The following is a 17,920-nucleotide window of genomic DNA, read 5'->3' on the forward strand; positions in this document are numbered from 1 at the left end:
AGTGGAACTCCCTTCCGAATTCCCAGTTCAATTAATTTTATATTCGAAAGATACAGGTTTTGTTTAATAATATTTGTTAATAATTAAACAAAATAATGATTTCACCTAAGGATATTACCGTAACAAACTGAATATCAGTAGTAAAAGATTATATAAATTTTGTTTAGGTGTACGCATCTATAAGCAGTAATGGTAAGTAGCTTTCGTTTGGTATGATAAAATCGAATACAATACCACATTTACATTTAGATAGCTGTATTTTTAAAAGACGATAGTATACATATGGAATGTGCTACTATACATTACAAGCAACCCCACTTTTTTCCGATGCATTTGCATCCGGATAGGTATACCTTTTCTTATATTTTATCGGGCGGGGCACAATTTATACACCAACAACGCCTGTATACCTTAACTAAAGGTGATATTGTCGTAATACCGCCATACATCGCTCATCAAACCTTAATTGAAGACTATTTTCATTACCAAGTAATTCGGGTTCCTAATCTGTTTGTTTTTTGCGATGCGAAGGAAAAACAAGGCATTCATATCCTAAAAAACCAGCCAACAATAGTACTGCAATTTCAGCAATGGTTTGAAGCTATACAATCTCACAATCACCAGTCTGTACCCATTCCTTTAGCTTTTCAGTCGTTTTTAAGAGGTCAGCAAGAATCCAACCATCCTACTTTCAACAAAGTAAAAGTGGCATTAACGCATTTACATCAAAATTTTCAACGTAAAATAGCGGTAGAAGCGTTATCAGATTTAACCCATTTAAGCGAAAGTAGTTTTCAGCGTATATTTAAAAATACCATGGGTATTTCGCCTACACGGTATTTACTCAACCTAAGAATAGAAAAGGCAAAAGAATTAATTAAAGAAAGCGACTCCCTTACCAATATTGCTTACGATACCGGTTTTTTTGACCAAAGTCATTTTACCAAATACTTTAAAATAAATGTGGGTATGCTACCCAAACGTTACGCCGCTATTGTTAAAAAATGATAGGATTTTACAATTTTTAGACGGTTTAAAATCGGTTCTTCGGAGAAAGAAACAACTATGGACACCTCTAAAGCCGAAGAACTAGTAGACGTACAAAAAAACTTAATTCGTTACTGTGGAGAATTTGTACCCTTTATTGCAGAGAAAGCCAAGGGCAGTTATATCTACGATAAAGACGGCAAGGCAATTTTAGACTTTACCTCAGGGCAAATGTGTTCGGTTTTTGGGCACAATCACCCCAAGTTTGTTGAAATCTTAGAAAATGCGGGTAGTAAAGCCATACACTTATTAAGCGCTATTTTATCCCCACCAGTACTAGCATTAGCCGAGCGGCTTACCCAGGAATTACCCAAAAGTTTGTCAAAATGTCTCTTTTTAAATACCGGTTCAGAGTCTAACGAAGCCGCTATACGTATGGCTAAACTGGTTACGGGTGGCCATGAAGTTATTGGTTTTTCGGGCTCTTGGCATGGGATGACCGCAGGAGCACAGTCGTACACCTATTCCAAAACCCGAAAAGGCTACGGTCCGGCCATGCCGGGTAATATTATGATACCTGCACCCTACGAATACCGGTGCCCTATACAACATTGTAAGGGCAGTTGTGATAACAGTTGTTTAGAGGTAGGCATGCAAATGGCCGACCAACAATCAGTAGGGGAGTATGCGGCACTAATTGCAGAACCCTTGTTAAGTGCAGCGGGAATGTTAGTGTTACCACCCCATTATGTAAAACGCCTTAAAGAGCTGTGTGAAGAACGTGGTTTACTCCTCATTTTTGACGAAGCCCAAACCGCTTTGGGGCGACTAGGAACCTCTTTTGCCTTTGAAGCTTATGATGTGGTGCCCGATTTTTTAACGCTCAGTAAAACCCTTGGTGGCGGTCTACCGTTAGCAGCTACCGTTACCTCAGAAGCCATTGAAGAAGCCTGTTATCGTAGCGGGTTTGTCTATGTAACCTCTCATGTATCAGACCCCTTTACCGCCTCGTTTGGTGTAGCAGCCTTTGAAATTTTATACCAAGAGCAGTTGGCCGAAGCCGCCAAAGAAAAAGGAGCCTATTTAAAGTCACAATTGTTGCAATTGCAAAACGAACACCAATGTATTGGAGACGTACGTGGCAAAGGCTTGTTGTTAGGGGTAGAAATTGTAAAAGACCGCGAAACCAAAGCACCCGATGATGCTTTAGGCCAACAAATTTGCAGTCGTTGTTTTGAGCTCGGTTTAAATATGAATATTGTGCGTATGAAAGGCTATGGCAGCGTTTTTCGTATTGCGCCGCCACTAACCATAAGTTATGCCGAAATGGATAGCGGAATTGCTATTTTGAATCAGGCCATAGCGGAGTGTTGCTCATAGTTTTTAAGTGAAATTTTCTGTTGCGTCAAGCTGATTAGAATTCTCTGAAAAATTTATAAAAACTTCATTACTAAAATTCCAGCTACTATTATACATAACCCGTGAAAAGTAAGTTTAGCTAGTGGCTGATTTTATTTGGTGTCGAGATGAAGCGGTGGCAAACTAAATTCTTGTTTTCAGATTATTCATGCCATTAATACCGTAATTTCCTTGACATAATTCTGGACGTTATAACACAGGCAAGCTTTACTATAACTGAATTATGTGCAAATAGCGTTAGACACGCTATTACTGAAATCACTACAAATGTACTATAATGTTCTGCGTTATGTAACTTGAGCTTTGATTAAAAGCGAAAGTTGTTACCATCTTCATTGATTTTTTTCTTTCTAAAAATTCTCTTTTCAAAAGGTAATGGAGTACTTATTAACTGACCGACGGTAGGAGGGAGGGCAATGTGTGCGGAATGGGTTTTAATAAGATAATTCTTAACTATATTTGGTTGTTATACTATTATCACTAAAATTCTTACAAATAGAATGAGTAGCCAAAAATTTCCACAACACCTCTTGGAAGCTATTGCGGGCAATAAATTAATTGTTTTTGCCGGTAGTGGAACATCACATAATTTAAAATTCCCTTCTTGGAATGAACTTGTAATTCAGATTATCGACTCAATAGTTACAAGTACTGGAGATAAAAAGTTAAATGCATTTAAAGGGGTTCTGGAAACAGGTGCAATGGAAGCAATTGACGTTTTGACTCAAATTGAAAAACAAGGATATAGAAAGAATTCTTTTGATTATTTAGAAAAAAATCTAAGAATTGCTTCCAATGAAGATTTGTCATTACAAAATGAGCTTTTTGAACTATGCCCTAAAATAATAACAACCAATTATGATCACGCTTTTGAACATGCACTAGGAGATAAGGTTCACAAAATAGGATATGAGAGCATCCATGGAATGACCAATTTATCAAAAAAGAGCAATTACATATTTAAAATTCATGGTGATATTGATAATCCTGATAAGTGTATTTTGTTTCAATCGGACTATAATAAACTTTATAAAGAAAATCAGGAAAATTTATTTTTAACTAGATTGAGAAGTTTGATTCTTGATAGAACAATACTTTTTATTGGCTTCAGTCTATCCGACCCCTACGTTAAGGAAGTTTTTAGTAAAATGAATGAATTAACTGGTGGTATGATGGATAAGCATTATTTGATTACCACTCAAGAGGATTTTAGTCTTCCTTTTATAGAGCCCATTGTATTAGAAAGTTACGCCCATGTTTTGGAGACTATTAAGGCCTTAAAAGTTATTACTGATAGCAAAGTTGAATCAGGAGATATTTCTAAAACACAAGTGGAGTTGAATGATGTAGATTCTACAAATAAGGCATCAGAAACCAAAACAACTCTCCTATTTGCAGATCCAATAGATAAAAATTTTGATTTTAAGCCAGAGATAAGTTTTAAATCTATCGGTAATTATCAGGCTCTGTTTCAACAATCCATTTTAAACATGGACAAACTGCGCAATGTCGAAAATGGATACCTTTTTCTATTTACCCAAACTATCAAAGGGAGTTTAGTTATCGAGGATGAGTATTTGTGCTCCAGACAGATATCTCATGAGGATTTAATGGATAATATATCGGAAAATATATCTGGGGTCTTCGTTTTTACAAATAAGTTGCCAAATTTTAAAGAAAGTTCGACGGGTAGAATACCCTGTTCTTATCTAATCGAAGAGAATTCCTCAAAACAAAAAAAACGTATAGATTCTTTGCTTTATAAGATAAGCCGAGGGAGAGAGGATTTTTATAAAGACTCAAATCAAATTTTCAATGATGCACAATTTGAAGTACTATCCCTTGTCAAAGGTAAAGTAACCAATGTAAGCGCGGAGCATAGTCTTTCTCGATATATAGACAAAAAATTACTATCACATTTTATTGGCAGAAAAACTGATGTAGAAAATATTATAAGAAAAGTTATTGATTTAGAATTTGAGGATAAAATACTCACAATTAAAGGCTCTGGTGGAATAGGTAAAACCACAATAATAATAAAAGCAGCTATAGAGTTAGCGAAAAGGGAGTTATTCAACTCAATTGAATACATATCCTGTCAGTCGATATCATCTTTGGAAAACCTAAAGTATCAAATTTCAAATTGTCTAGGTTTAGATTCCAGTTCTGATTTAATCTCCCAATTGCACGCATTAGGGAAAGAGAAAAATACGATTATAATACTTGACAATTTTGAAACTTTACTTAGCCTGCCGGAGAGCTTAGAGATGCTTGAAATTGTATCAGTTGTATGTGATTATTGCCTGGTGGTAACCACAAGTAGACAATTGTTAGACTTGGAATTTGAAGAACTCTATGAACTTAGAAGACTTACTACCGAAGAAGGTTTAGAACTTTTCACGACATATTATAAAGGTAAATTAGATGAAGAAGAACAAAGAATTCTAAGGTATGACATTGTAGAAGAATTATTGAATAATAACCCACTTGCAATTAAGATAGTATCAAAAGGAGTTCCTCATTCTAAAAGTATGCGAATATTATGTGATGAGTTGAAAGAGAATATATTTAGCAATGAGAACTTAGATAGAATTTTTGAAAAACCAGAAGATATTAACATTGAAAAATCAAAGTCCTTATACTATTCTATAAAGTACTCGTACGACAAGTTAAACCCCCAAGAAAAATTATCTTTTGAATTACTTTCATTATTTCCTGATGGAATTCATGTAGAGAACCTTAAAAAGTTTGCCAAACAAAATAAGACTTCTCCAATAAAAATTACGGACAAGGAAATAAAATCATTAAATGACAAATCCTTACTAGAAAATAGCAGTGGTTTTCTTAAACTTCAATCAATAGTAAATAGATTTTCCAATCATCAATTTAATCTAAAAGACAAAGTGGTTAAACGAAGTTTTTACACTTTATGTTTTGAGTATAACTACTTCTTCATAGATTTTCTACAAAATTATTTGAAAATTTCAGATTCTTTACAAGCGCAAGATGATAATATAAATAACTATCTAAGATGTATTGATTATATGGAGTTTATCAATAAGAAAGATGAGGAAAAGCTAGATTATATCGATTGTCTTGCGAATTTTTTTAGAAATATAAATCAACATACAGAGTTCACAATTAAACTTAATAAAATTGAGCACCTTTTTAGTGAAAATGAAAATGGAGTAAAGCTGATAAAACTAATAAAGCTTCATCTTCTTTTTTGGTGCAAAAGATTTAGCGGTGTTTCAAACGAGGTAAAAGGTTTAATTACAAAACAAGAAATTCAACTTTTAGACCTAGAAGATAAAGTTGAAAAAATGATTTATGGGAAGGCAATGTCTATAAACACCTGTGAAGGAGATTCTTTATTTTTGGTCGAGGATTATATAAAAAGGAAATATTTACAGCCTAATATAATTAATGAAATATATCGCGTTGGTTTCAAAAAAATCGCGTTAGAATTAATTGAATATGAATCCGACCCAGATTTTGGAAATTATGAAATAATGCTTGCAAACGATTGTCTTTCTGAAGATGATTTAGTTAATTATCTAAAGAGGTTATATAAAAAGGAAACATTGGAATTAATTCAAACTACTTATACCAGATTAAAACTAAATCCGAAAATCGAAATTGATACATCGTCGTTCGTAGTTACAAATCCTTATACTCAAGGTATGGTATATTTAATTAAAGCTATAAAAGAAACGGATATTGATTTAAAAAATAAGCACTTTTTAAATGCTTTAAACCATTTACAACATATTAGATATTACTATGTAGAAGCCATATTTCAGTATTGTAGTTTTTTGAAAATGGCGGGTAAAACAAAGGATTTCACTAAATATTTAGAAATAGGTTTAAAACAATCAACCAAATTTAGTTTTTATTATCTCAAACATAAATTCCTAAAGTTTGAAGACAGCTCTTTAAAGTATGATGAAAATGAAATATTCCAGAAATTACCTCAGTTAAAAAAAGACGAGATTGAAAACTATGTAAAGGAATTTAAACAAAAACAAAAAGGAAAGAAAAGGAAGTGACAATTTGAATCCGCGAAAGACGGCCTAAGAGAATTTTGGTAAAACAATAGGGGAGAGGAGCGGCCATATTTTTATTGCCTCCGACGAACGAGGCACGAGAGAGAGGAAGGCACTTTTTGTAATAAGTAAATTTCTTAATATTCTAGGTCTTAAGAGTTACAATGGATCCTAAAATATAGCGACTAAACCGTGATTGTTTCCAAAATTATCTACGTGACAAAAGAAATTAGCCAGTGGCTGATTGCTTTTGGTGGCGGGTTGGAGCGTTGGCATTTTTTTGTTTCGCAGCCGCATCATCTCGCTCAAAGTATACTTTGCCGTATCAAGAAAAAAAGATAAAAGAAACGCTTATTGGTTACCATGTTGAAATCCTATTTTACATAATGTTAGAAACACCTAAAGAAAAACTTCAAACATGACTAGAGGTTAGCAAGGGCTAAGAATTTTGCTCGCTTTGCCAGCGCTTCATCTCGCTCATATTTTGAAAGGTCTACTAGACCTTCCAAAATACTGCCGTTAGCTGTTGCGGCAAGCTGACAAGAATGTTGTAGAAAAAAATCTTGCATACATTTCCTCGAATACGAGAATTTTGGTAGCACGGGAAATTATAGAAATATTTTAAAATATTAGAATCATAAATTCCTTTTGACATACGCAAGAACAATGATTAGCCAGCGGCTGATTTTATTTGGTGGCGAGATGAAGCGGTGGCAAACTAAATTCTTGTTTTCAGATAATTCATGCTATTAATACCGTAATTTCCTTGACATAATTCTGGACGTTATACTACAGGCAAGCTTTACTATAACTGAATTTTGTGCAAATAGCGCGGAAATGCGCTATTCAGGAATTAATTACAAAATGTACTATAATGTTCCGCGTTATGTAACTTGAGCTTTGGTTAAAAGCGAAAGTTGTTACCATTTTTATTGATTTTTTTCTTCCTTAAAATTTTCTTCTTAAAAGGTAATGGAGTACTCTTTGCCCGAAGCGACGACAGGAGCGAAGTGGTAATGTGTATGGAATGGTCAATATGCCTTTGCACAGCCATTGCATCTAGAATTTAATATCTTTGTACCAATGAAATTTTTAAGCATCATCCTAGCTTTTACAATGCTCACTTTGACCGCGAAGCCATGTTCTGATGGTCAAAATTTTGATGACCAACAACAGCAAGAGCTGAGCATAGACCATAATCATCAAGAAGATAATGATGATTCTTGTCCTATAACTTGTATTTGTAATTGTTGTGGTATGTCGATAGCCTATGAACCTTTACCCACATTTGAACTCAATTTTTACACCAGCATTTCTACACAATCAATAGCTATCTATCAGTCAATTTATAGATTTGATTTTCATTCCAACATTTGGCAACCGCCCCAAGTAATTAGCTAAGACTTCTAGATTTTTAAATCACTTTTTTAGTTAATTACAATCATATTCAATGAACAAACACATTTTGAGCGTAAAGCTCATGTTTTTGCTATGCCTATCGCTACAGGCACAAAAATCAGATATTCAAATAACCGTCTATTCAGAGGATGAAAACGAACCCTTAATAGGTGCTACAGTTTACTTTGAAACATTAGAAAAAGGAGCTATTACCAATTTTGATGGTATAGCAGAATTTACCGAAATACCTAACGGTCAACATTCAACAGTAATTTCATTTTTAGGCTTTCAAACATTAGAAACAACAATTCAAGTACCTAGTGATGCGGATTATATTTTTAAACTTAAAGTAGATGCTAACGTATTAGATGAAGTGGTACTTCAATCTACACGTAGTACAAGGACTGTAAAAAAGATACCAACACGTATTGAGTTTATTGGCGTCGAGGAACTAGGGGAGAAAGCAATAATGAATCCTACTAATATTTCTATGGTGCTTCGAGAAAGCACAGGAATACAAATGCAACAAACATCATTAAGTAGTGGGAGTACCAATATTCGTATTCAAGGTTTAGATGGTAGGTATACACAGCTTTTAAGAGATGGATTTCCATTATATGGTGGTTTCTCAAGTGGGTTAAGTATTTTACAAATCCCACCTTTAGACTTACAACAATTTGAAATTATTAAAGGAAGTTCGTCAACACTTTATGGTGGCGGTGCTATTGCAGGATTAGTAAATATGGTATCTAAAACACCATATGAAGAACCTGCATTAGATATTATGCTAACTCAAACCCAAGCGTTAGGAAGTACAGCCAATGTATTTTATAGCAAACGAAATGAAAAATTCGGTATATCACTTTATGGTTCTGGTCATTATCAAAAAGCATACGACCCAGAAGATGATGGCTTTAGTAACCTACCAAAAACAACATCAATTTCATTCAATCCAAAATTATTTTATTATCCATCAGATAAAACAACACTTTGGTTTGGATTAAACGGAACGTACGATGATAGAATTGGTGGAGATATGACCAAAATTGAAAGTGGTGAGGATGGTATTCATCAATATACAGAAGAAAACAATTCAAAACGATTAAGCAGTCAATTGGTATATCAAACACAATTAGATGCTGTCAGTTCATTAGAGTTTAAAAATAGTGTCTCTTTTTTCGATAGGAATTTAACCGTTCCAGATTTTAATTTTGATGGCAAACAAACAAATACGTTTACTGAAATCACATATAATACAGCATCAGAAAAAACGGATTGGATAGTTGGAGCTAATCTTTATACCTCAAATTTTGATGAAAATGATAACGCACCATTACAGAGAGACCAAAAAGATGTAACCTTTGGCGCATTTGCAAATAATATTTATGACTTATCAGATAATTGGATATTAGAAACAGGATTAAGAGCAGATTATAATACGGATTTCGGTTTCTTCCCACTTCCAAGAATTTCATTACTTTATAAAAACAATAGTGGATTTTCAAGTAGAATTGGTGGAGGTTTAGGATATAAGATTCCAGATATTTTTACAGAAGAAGCAGAATATATCAATTTTGAAAATGTGCTTGCTATAGATAAATCTACAGTAGATGCAGAACGTTCTTATGGTGTTAATTTCGATGTAAACTATCAAACACGATTATCGGATGAAATTGGTTTTTCCATAAACCAATTATTCTATGTGACTGCAATAAATGATGGATTGCTTTTAAATTCAACAGATAACGGTTTATTTCAGTTTGAAAATGCACCAGATGAAATATTCAGTAAAGGAGCAGAAACCAATATAAAATTTACATACAAAGACTTTAGATGGTTTTTAAACTATGCACTAATTGATACCAAATTAAATTATTTACCTGGCAATCCACAGAAGCCATTAACCGCAAAACATAACGCAGGTAGTGTTTTAATGTACGAATCTGAAAAATGGCGTATTGGTTATGAAACCTTTTATACAGGCAAACAGTTTTTATCTAACGGAACAGAGACTACAGACTTTGTAACTATGGGTTTATTGGTGATGCGTAACTTTAAATTAGGAAGTGTATTTGTGAATTTTGAGAATTTTACAGATAGAAGACAAAGCAGGTTTTCACCTTTGGTTTTACCACCTCACGAAAATCCTGTTTTCCCAGAAATATATGCGCCAACAGATGGTTTTATATTTAGTGTAGGTCTTATTATTAAACCATTTGGAAACGAAGACCACGATTAAATATGGAAACAATAGAACAAGTATTAGAGTCAAAAAATATTCGTGTTACAGCAATGCGTATGTTAATTTATAAGTTTCTTGCAGAAAAAGAGATAGCGGTAACATTGAGTGATATTGAAAATGCTTTTGAAAAAGCAGATAGAACTACCTTGTACAGAACTATTAAAACTTTTGAAGAAAAGGATATTGTGCATCAAATAGACGATGGCACAGGGATAACAAAATATGCGTTATGCGAAAAGGGATGTAATTGTGATATAAAAACCGATTTACACTTACATTTCCATTGTAACAATTGCAATGAAACCATTTGCCTAACAGAACATAAAATACCGCAAATTAAAGTACCTGATGGTTTTGTGTCAGAGAATGTAAATTTGGTGGTAAAAGGTATTTGCGATAAGTGTAGTGGCTAATAATTGCACTTCCATTGCACTTACTATTAAAGTACATTTATCCAAAATTAGTGGATATGAAGTTTAATACTAAAATACCTAAACATCTTAAACAGGCGTATAACGAAGAATTAAAACTATACAGTTTCTGTTAAGAAAATAAGCATTTTGGCAATGCTTGGTATCATTTAGAACGCAGTCATATCATAGGGCAATCTTATCCAATAGAACATACCTATTCACATTGGTTAATGCTAAAATTTGGATTTAGACAAAAAGATACTAAAGAAGTAATAGGTCAAATAGTTAGGTTGTTTGTGGGTGGCTGGAAATCATTTATAAATCACGTTCCACTTGGTAATACAGGTGGAGCAAACGTGCCACCATTAAAACGGATGCCTATTCCCAATGACATTGAAAAATTATTAGATATTAAATGAAAAAAAAGAAAGTCAATTTAAGAGATTTAAAACCAAATTCAGAAGAACAACATTCTCACGATGATGGTCACGACCACGGAAATGGAAGTGCATTCAAAACATACATTCCTGCTATTATAAGTTTTGTTATGTTAATGGTAGGTATCGCTGTAGATTATTTTGATGCGATTCCTCAATTTCAAGGATGGATTCGAGTAGTTTGGTACACTTTAGCATATATTCCAGTTGGGTTTCCTGTAATTAAAGAAGGATGGAAAAGCCTTATAAAAGGCGATGTTTTTACCGAGTTCTTTTTGATGTCTATTGCCACAATTGGTGCGTTTATTATTGGTGAATATCCTGAAGGTGTTGCAGTAATGCTATTTTATGCAGTAGGAGAATTATTTCAAAACGCAGCAGTTAATAGAGCAAAAGGAAACATTAAAGCCTTATTGGATGTTAGACCAAAAGAAGCTAATGTATTTCGTGATGGTGATTATATAAGTGCGTCGCCAGAAGCTGTAAATATTGGCGAGAAAATACAAATTCGAGTAGGTGAAAAAATTCCATTGGATGGTATTTTATTATCCGAAAAAGCATCGTTAAATACAGCAGCTTTAACAGGAGAAAGCAAACCAGATTCTATTCAGAAAGATGCAAAGGTTTACGCAGGTAGTATCAATTTGGAAAGTGTTATTGAAGTTGAGGTAACCAACACCTTTGAAGATAGTTCTATTGCGAGAATATTAGACTTGGTTCAAAATGCTACAGCACGTAAATCTAAAACAGAATTATTTATTAGGCAGTTTGCTCGTATCTACACACCAATTGTTGTGTTTTTAGCTATTGGCGTAACTTTTATACCTTACTTTTTTGTAGATGATTATGTATTTCGAGATTGGTTATACAGAGCATTAATTTTCCTGGTAATATCTTGTCCTTGTGCGTTAGTGATTTCAATTCCATTAGGATATTTCGGTGGATTGGGAGCAGCTTCCAAAAATGGAATATTATTTAAAGGTGCTTCATTTTTAGATGCAATGACCAAGATAAATACTTTGGTAATGGACAAAACTGGAACCGTTACCAAAGGTGTATTTAAAATTAAAGAAGTAAAAGCAATCGGTTGGAATGAAACCGAATTTATGCGATACTTAATGGCGATGGAAGAGCAATCCACGCATCCAATTGCAAAAGCCATTTTAGAGTATAAAGCAGAAGGTGAAGATTATGAAGCTTCCGAAGTGTCTGAAATTGCAGGTAAAGGTTTAAAAGGCGTTGTTAATGATAAAACAGTTTTAGTAGGAAATAAAGCCTTAATGACTGCGAATAATATAAATGTTCCATCTGAAACGGAATCTATTGTAGAATCGATAGTATTAGTTGCAATCGATAATCAATTTGCAGGTTATGTAGTCATAGCAGATGAATTAAAGGAAGATGCAAAAGAAACTATTACAGCATTACACAAAGTAGGCATTAAAAATATTATGATGCTTTCTGGTGATAAAGATTCCATTACTCAACAAGTCGCTAAAGAACTAAATATTGAAAATGCTAAAGGTGGTTTATTACCAGAAGATAAGTTAAACGAAGTTGAAATTTTAAAGAAAAATCCTGAAAACAAAATAGCTTTTATAGGTGATGGTATAAACGACGCACCTGTTTTAGCAGCAAGTAACGTTGGTATTGCAATGGGTGGTTTAGGTAGTGATGTAGCTATTGAAACAGCAGATGTCATTATTCAAACAGACCAACCATCAAAAGTAGTGAGGGCTATTAGGATTAGTCGTTCTACACGTAAAATTGTTTGGCAGAATATCATTTTAGCATTTGGTGTTAAAGTTATTGTCTTGATTTTAGGAGCAGGTGGTTTAGCCACAATGTGGGAAGCTGTTTTTGCAGATGTAGGAGTAGCATTATTAGCAATTTTAAATGCAGTTCGATTACAACGAATGAGTTGGAGTTAGCACTTATATCGGTTACTATTTTGTCCTTGGCCTAAGAGAATTTTGGCAAAACAATAGGCGAGGGGAGCGAAGTGGCAATCTGTATAAAATGGAATACTAGTCCAAAATATCTACAATATTTTAGTATTTGCTTAAATAAGAAAATAATTATATTTTTGATTTATGAAGAATGACATTTGCATAAGGCTAGAAGCCGATGCCAAACAAATAATGAATTGTAGAGAAGTTGTTCAAAAATTAGATACTTCTTTTCAAGACCTTTCAAGTATTTTAAGTTTAACTGGAAATTCGGTTAGATTGAAACTATTGTATTTGCTGAATAAAGAAGGTCGTTTATGTGTTTGTGATTTAAGTGACGTTTTAGAAATGAATGTTTCGGCTATATCACAGCATTTGAGAAAGCTTAAGGATAGAAACCTTATTTATTCTAAAAAGGAAGCGCAAACAATCTTTTATTCAGTTTCGGAAGACAAACTAACATTGTTAACTCCATTTTTTGAAATATTGGATAAGAGTAAAGTTTTAGAAGATAGTGAATTATGAGTTCAGAAAAGAAGTTAATCGGAACAACCATTATTACTGCAATTGCAGCTTCATTATGTTGCATTACACCTGTATTGGCATTAATTGCGGGAACCAGCGGAATTGCATCAACATTTTCGTGGATTGAACCATTTAGACCGTATTTAATAGCGATTACAATTTTGCTCTTAGCAATAGTTTGGTATCAAAAATTAAAGCCTAAAAAAGAAGAGATTGATTGTGAATGTGAAGATGATAATCCAAAATTTATTAGCTCTAAAAAGTTTCTGTTTTTAATTACTCTTTTTACAGGGTTAATGTTAGCATTTCCTAATTATTCAGAAATATTCTTTCCAAGCGATAAAAAGGAAGTTGTTTACGTAAGCGAATCAGATGTCAACGTGGTCGAATATAAGATAAGCGGAATGACTTGTGCTGGGTGTGAAGTACATATAGAAAGTGAAGTAAATAAGCTCGATGGAATAATTGAAGTTAAAGCTAACTACGAAAATGGTAATACAATAGTAAAATTTGATAGAGGAAAAGTTACCAATAATCAAATTGAAGTTGCCGTTGGCAAAACTGGATATAAAATTATAGAATAATGGAAGTGCTCCTGAAATCCACAATTACCTGCCCAAAATGCGGTCATGAAAAAGAGGAAGAGATGCCTATAACGGCTTGTCAATTCTTTTATGATTGTGAAAATTGCAAAGAAGTATTAAGACCTAAAGAAGGTGATTGTTGTGTATTTTGCTCCTATGGAACCGTAGCTTGTCCTCCAATTCAAGAAAACAAAAGTTGTTGTAATTAATGGGCTATAAGGCTAAAAATATAAGAACGTTTATTGGTGCAAAGAGATATGATGAATCTAGAACGTTCTATCGAGAGCTTGGTTTTGAAGAAATCATTTTAAATGATAAAATGTCCTTATTTAAAGTCAATGAAAGTTTGGCGTTTTATTTGCAAAAGTATTACGTCAAAAAATGGTTGCACAATTCAATGATATTTTTGGAAGTTGACGATATAGAATCTTGTGAGCAAGAATTACTTGCAAAAGGTCTTCACAACAAATATAAATATGTTCGTTTTACTGAAATAAAAACTTTTGATTGGGGAAGGGAACTGTTTATGCATGACCCTTCTGGTGTTTTATGGCATTTTTGTCAATTTAATGAATAACCTTGGCCTAAGAGAATTTTGGCAAAACAATAGGTGAGGGGAGCGGCCATATTTTTATTGCCTCCGACGAACGAGGCACGAGAGAGAGGAAGGCACTTTTTGTAATAAGTAAATTTCTTAATATTCTAGGTCTTAAGAGTTACAATGGATCCTAAAATATAGCGACTGAGCCGTACATTGTTTCCAAAATTATCTACGTGACAAAAGAAATTAGCCAGTGGCTGATTGCTTTTGGTGGCGGGTTGGAGCGTTGGCATTTTTTTGTTTCGCAGCCGCATCATCTCGCTCAAAGTATACTTTGCCGTATCAAGAAAAAAAAGATAAAACTAAACGCTTACAGGTTACAATGCTGAAATTCTATTTGACATAATGTTATGGACGCCAACAAAAAAATGCTGATTCGGAGGAGGATGTGAGCAAGTGCCAAGAAATTATCTCGTTTTGCCAGCGCTCCAACGCGCTCATATTTTAAAAGGTCTACCAGACCTTTAAAAATACTGCCGTTAGCTGTTGCGGAAAGCTGACATGACGCCCCTGAAATTTTTCTTCTCCAAATATTCAAGTAAATCAAAGGCTTCAATAAATACGTAAAGTTGAGCTTTTAATGGCGTTGGCAAGCGATGGCAAATTGTGTTTAAAATAAATTGCCTGAGCAATTTGATTTTAAAAAGCAATCGAGCGCTTGGTAGCGGCTATTTTACATAACGGCTAATTATGGTACAAATGAAAATATGCGTCGCAGACACCGCTTAAAAAAGTTTAATGACCCTGTTCTAAATTTTAATTGATTCTCAGAGAGTTAAGGGATATTTTACATAATATAGAATTATGAATTACAACCAAGATGTTGACCCTTAAATACTTACGCTTAACTTTGTATCATAATTTATATTATGTCAAATATTAATATTTCTTTATAGTCAAACCCCTTTACCTTTCACTACTTTTTATTCAATTACTTCTTCTTCTTTATCCACTTTATGTTTAGTTTAACATTAAACTACTTTATAAGGTAACGCATTCTCATTCTAAATTAATTAAGCCAAGTACACCAAAAAGAAATGTATATTTAGTCAACCAATACCAAACCACATGAAATTTTACCAATTTCAGCAATTACTTTTGGTAATTGCAGGACTATACAGTGTACAGAGTACTTCACAGTCTACTCCTAGTAACCAAAATTTTAATCGCCCGTATTACCAAGCTACCTTTTTAGAACAAGAACCAGTTATCGATGGTGAAATTCGTTCAGAGGCCTTATGGGCCACTGTTCCGTTAGCTCAAGAGCTCGTTCAACTAAAGCCGTCTTTTGGTAAACCGGTGTCTGAAAAGACAGAAATACGTGTAGCCTACAGCAAAACTACCTTTTATGTGGCTGTAGTGTGTTACGATTCAGAACCTCAGAAAATTGTAGTGTCTGACTCTCGCCGAGATGCCGATTTAAATGATGAGGATAGCTTTCTTTTTATCATTGACACCTATAACGACCAGCAGAATGGCTTCCTCTTTGGCACCAACGCCCAAGGCATGGAATACGATGCGCAAATAGACAACGAAGGCAAAGGAAATTTTAATGCCAATCGTCAGCAAGGCGGCGTTATTGGGGGTACCAATATTAACTGGGATGCTACCTGGTCAGTAAAAACCCAATTAGGCGATTATGGCTGGAGTGCGGAGTTTGCTATACCGTTTCGCTCCTTGCGTTTTGCCGCTGGTGACAATAAAACTTGGGGACTCAATTTTCAACGCAACATTAGTAAAAATACTGAAACGGCCTATTGGACTTCTCTCCCATTAGGATTTGACTTAAAACGCTTGGCCTTAGCGGGGAAACTTACGGGACTCAATTTGCGTAATCCAGGAAATTTAAAATTGATACCCTATGCCCTAGTTCAAGGAATCAATGACCAATCGGTTTCGCCTAGTGAGACAGAAACCAATGCTGAAGCAGGTTTAGATGTTAAGTACAGTATTACCCCTAGTATCACTTTAGATTTAACCTATAATACTGATTTTGCTCAGGTTGAAGTAGACGACCAACAAGTAAATTTAGACCGTTTTAACCTCTTTTTTCCTGAAAAACGTGCCTTTTTCTTAGAAAATGCAGGGCAGTTTTCCGTAGGAAGTCCTGGCGAAGTGGATTTGTTTTTTAGTCGCCGAATCGGTTTAGGTCCAGACGGTAGTGTTGTTCCTATCATTGGTGGTGCTCGGGTTTCAGGTAAAGTTGGTCAAACCAACGTAGGGTTACTGAGCATGTTTACAGAAGATATTGAGTCTGTTGGCATTACAGAAAACAACTTCTCAGTAGCTAGGGTTAATCATAATTTTGGCAATTCCCGAAGCTCTTTGGGTGGTATTTTTGTAAATCGGCAAGGACTAGCAGGTTTAGACGATGATTATAATCGTGTTTTTGCGGTTGATGGTAAATGGGGCATTGGCAATAAAGCAGAAGTAAACGGATTTTTCGCCAAGAGCACTACCCCATCTATTGGTGAAAAAGACCATGCTTTTAAATTGTTAGCAAACTACGACTGGAACGGCTGGAATCTTAGAGCGGGTTATACCGAAGTTGCTCCAGGATTTAATCCGGAAGTCGGCTTTTTACAGCGTTCCGCCTTTAAAAAACCAGAGTTTTTAATCTTTAAAGCACATCGGGTTAAAGGTGACGGCGATTTCTTAGAAATGCGTCCGCACGTCTCCTATCGGGGTTATTGGAACTTTAATGATGAACAGGTTACTGGATTTTTACATGTAGATAATCACTGGGTGTGGCGAAGCGGATTCGAAATCCATACCGGAATCAATTTTACACAAGAGCGGGTGTTTTCACCTTTCAATATTTCTGATGTATCGGTACCTATTGGTGAGTACAAAAATGAAGAATTGCAGTTTATTCTTATAACGAATCCAAACAATGCATTTTCACTAAGTACACGAACATTTATTGGTGGCTATTTTAACGGTAAACGGTATTCTAACAGTGGTACAGCTAACTTTAGAATTGGTAATAAGTTTGTGTCTTCACTTACTATGAGTCATAATGATATTCAGTTGGAAACCGGCAATACCACAGCGCTTGTTGGCGGACTGCGTTTGGCGTATAGCTTTACTCCACGAATATTTCTGCAGAGTTTAATTCAGCGTAATAATGTTTCTGAAATAACCTCGGTAAACGCACGTTTTGGTTGGTTACAAAATGCGAATACGGGACTGTTTGTGGTTTTAAATATTGTTAAAGACGATAATCCGTTAGACTTTTTAAACAATCAAACGCTTACCATAAAATATACGCATCGGTTTGATATTTTACGCTAGCGAAGAAAAGATTCTAAGTTATACT

At 34.4% G+C, this 17,920-nt stretch carries 13 protein-coding genes and 1 pseudogene; all 14 read left to right on the forward strand.

The features are described from left to right. Positions 1-282 precede the first annotated feature (282 nt). The 14 genes and pseudogenes from H5V42_RS01890 (at position 283) to H5V42_RS01950 (ending at position 17,895) form a co-directional block, all read left to right on the forward strand. Positions 283-1,008: an AraC family transcriptional regulator gene (locus H5V42_RS01890; protein WP_185781419.1), complete on the forward strand. Its 726-nt coding sequence runs from the start codon at positions 283-285 to the stop codon at positions 1,006-1,008. Between the two features lie 57 nt (positions 1,009-1,065). Next, positions 1,066-2,367 carry an aspartate aminotransferase family protein gene (locus H5V42_RS01895; protein WP_185781420.1) on the forward strand — a complete coding sequence of 434 codons (1,302 nt, stop codon included), beginning with the start codon at positions 1,066-1,068 and terminating at the stop codon, positions 2,365-2,367. A 539-nt stretch (positions 2,368-2,906) separates the two neighbouring features. After that, positions 2,907-6,455 carry an SIR2 family protein gene (locus tag H5V42_RS01900; RefSeq protein ID WP_185781421.1) on the forward strand — a complete coding sequence of 1,183 codons (3,549 nt, stop codon included), beginning with the start codon at positions 2,907-2,909 and terminating at the stop codon, positions 6,453-6,455. A gap of 213 nt (positions 6,456-6,668) precedes the next feature. Next, positions 6,669-6,794: a hypothetical protein gene (locus tag H5V42_RS15280; RefSeq protein ID WP_262889901.1), complete on the forward strand. Its 126-nt coding sequence runs from the start codon at positions 6,669-6,671 to the stop codon at positions 6,792-6,794. 741 nt (positions 6,795-7,535) lie between these two features. Beyond that, positions 7,536-7,853: a DUF6660 family protein gene (locus tag H5V42_RS01905; protein WP_185781422.1), complete on the forward strand. Its 318-nt coding sequence runs from the start codon at positions 7,536-7,538 to the stop codon at positions 7,851-7,853. A 49-nt stretch (positions 7,854-7,902) separates the two neighbouring features. After that, entirely contained in the window at positions 7,903-10,089 is a 2,187-nt protein-coding gene (locus tag H5V42_RS01910; RefSeq protein WP_185781423.1) for a TonB-dependent receptor, read from the forward strand. 2 nt (positions 10,090-10,091) lie between these two features. After that, complete coding sequence (locus tag H5V42_RS01915; protein ID WP_079738441.1) at positions 10,092-10,505, forward strand: Fur family transcriptional regulator; 414 nt, start codon at positions 10,092-10,094, stop codon at positions 10,503-10,505. Positions 10,506-10,561: 56 nt separating this feature from the next. After that, positions 10,562-10,924: pseudogene (locus H5V42_RS01920) on the forward strand (DUF3703 domain-containing protein). Then, positions 10,921-12,873 carry a heavy metal translocating P-type ATPase gene (locus H5V42_RS01925; protein ID WP_185781424.1) on the forward strand — a complete coding sequence of 651 codons (1,953 nt, stop codon included), beginning with the start codon at positions 10,921-10,923 and terminating at the stop codon, positions 12,871-12,873. The pseudogene H5V42_RS01920 and the gene H5V42_RS01925 overlap by 4 nt, the downstream one beginning before the upstream one ends. A 162-nt stretch (positions 12,874-13,035) precedes the next feature. After that, complete coding sequence (locus H5V42_RS01930) at positions 13,036-13,416, forward strand: ArsR/SmtB family transcription factor (protein ID WP_185781425.1); 381 nt, start codon at positions 13,036-13,038, stop codon at positions 13,414-13,416. Beyond that, a complete protein-coding gene (merTP, locus tag H5V42_RS01935) occupies positions 13,413-14,000 on the forward strand; it encodes a mercuric transport protein MerTP (protein WP_185781426.1) in 588 nt (195 codons plus the stop codon). The genes H5V42_RS01930 and merTP overlap by 4 nt, the downstream gene beginning before the upstream one ends. After that, positions 14,000-14,209 (forward strand): GDCCVxC domain-containing (seleno)protein, encoded by a 210-nt coding sequence (locus H5V42_RS01940; protein ID WP_185781427.1) that lies wholly within the window; start codon positions 14,000-14,002, stop codon positions 14,207-14,209. Before merTP ends, H5V42_RS01940 begins: the two co-directional genes overlap by 1 nt. Continuing rightward, the gene (locus tag H5V42_RS01945; protein ID WP_185781428.1) at positions 14,209-14,577 is read left to right on the forward strand and encodes a VOC family protein; all 369 of its coding nucleotides are present in this window, start codon (positions 14,209-14,211) and stop codon (positions 14,575-14,577) included. Before H5V42_RS01940 ends, H5V42_RS01945 begins: the two co-directional genes overlap by 1 nt. 1,092 nt (positions 14,578-15,669) lie before the next feature. Further along, positions 15,670-17,895, forward strand: coding sequence for a carbohydrate binding family 9 domain-containing protein (locus H5V42_RS01950; RefSeq protein ID WP_185781429.1), 2,226 nt, complete (start codon positions 15,670-15,672; stop codon positions 17,893-17,895). Positions 17,896-17,920 lie beyond the last annotated feature (25 nt).

Origin of the sequence: Croceivirga lutea, assembly GCF_014235875.1 — a bacterium.
Taxonomy (GTDB): Bacteria; Bacteroidota; Bacteroidia; order Flavobacteriales; family Flavobacteriaceae; genus Croceivirga; species Croceivirga lutea.

Bases quoted from the DNA above. Each gene is read 5' to 3' on its own strand.
- H5V42_RS01930 (WP_185781425.1), top strand. From the start codon at position 13,036: ATGAAGAATGACATTTGCATAAGGCTAGAAGCCGATGCCAAACAAATA.
- H5V42_RS01945 (WP_185781428.1), top strand. From the start codon at position 14,209: ATGGGCTATAAGGCTAAAAATATAAGAACGTTTATTGGTGCAAAGAGA.
- H5V42_RS01905 (WP_185781422.1), top strand. From the start codon at position 7,536: ATGAAATTTTTAAGCATCATCCTAGCTTTTACAATGCTCACTTTGACC.
- H5V42_RS01890 (WP_185781419.1), top strand. From the start codon at position 283: ATGGAATGTGCTACTATACATTACAAGCAACCCCACTTTTTTCCGATG.
- H5V42_RS01895 (WP_185781420.1), top strand. From the start codon at position 1,066: ATGGACACCTCTAAAGCCGAAGAACTAGTAGACGTACAAAAAAACTTA.
- H5V42_RS01940 (WP_185781427.1), top strand. From the start codon at position 14,000: ATGGAAGTGCTCCTGAAATCCACAATTACCTGCCCAAAATGCGGTCAT.
- merTP (WP_185781426.1), top strand. From the start codon at position 13,413: ATGAGTTCAGAAAAGAAGTTAATCGGAACAACCATTATTACTGCAATT.
- H5V42_RS01910 (WP_185781423.1), top strand. From the start codon at position 7,903: ATGAACAAACACATTTTGAGCGTAAAGCTCATGTTTTTGCTATGCCTA.
- H5V42_RS01915 (WP_079738441.1), top strand. From the start codon at position 10,092: ATGGAAACAATAGAACAAGTATTAGAGTCAAAAAATATTCGTGTTACA.
- H5V42_RS01900 (WP_185781421.1), top strand. From the start codon at position 2,907: ATGAGTAGCCAAAAATTTCCACAACACCTCTTGGAAGCTATTGCGGGC.
- H5V42_RS01950 (WP_185781429.1), top strand. From the start codon at position 15,670: ATGAAATTTTACCAATTTCAGCAATTACTTTTGGTAATTGCAGGACTA.
- H5V42_RS01925 (WP_185781424.1), top strand. From the start codon at position 10,921: ATGAAAAAAAAGAAAGTCAATTTAAGAGATTTAAAACCAAATTCAGAA.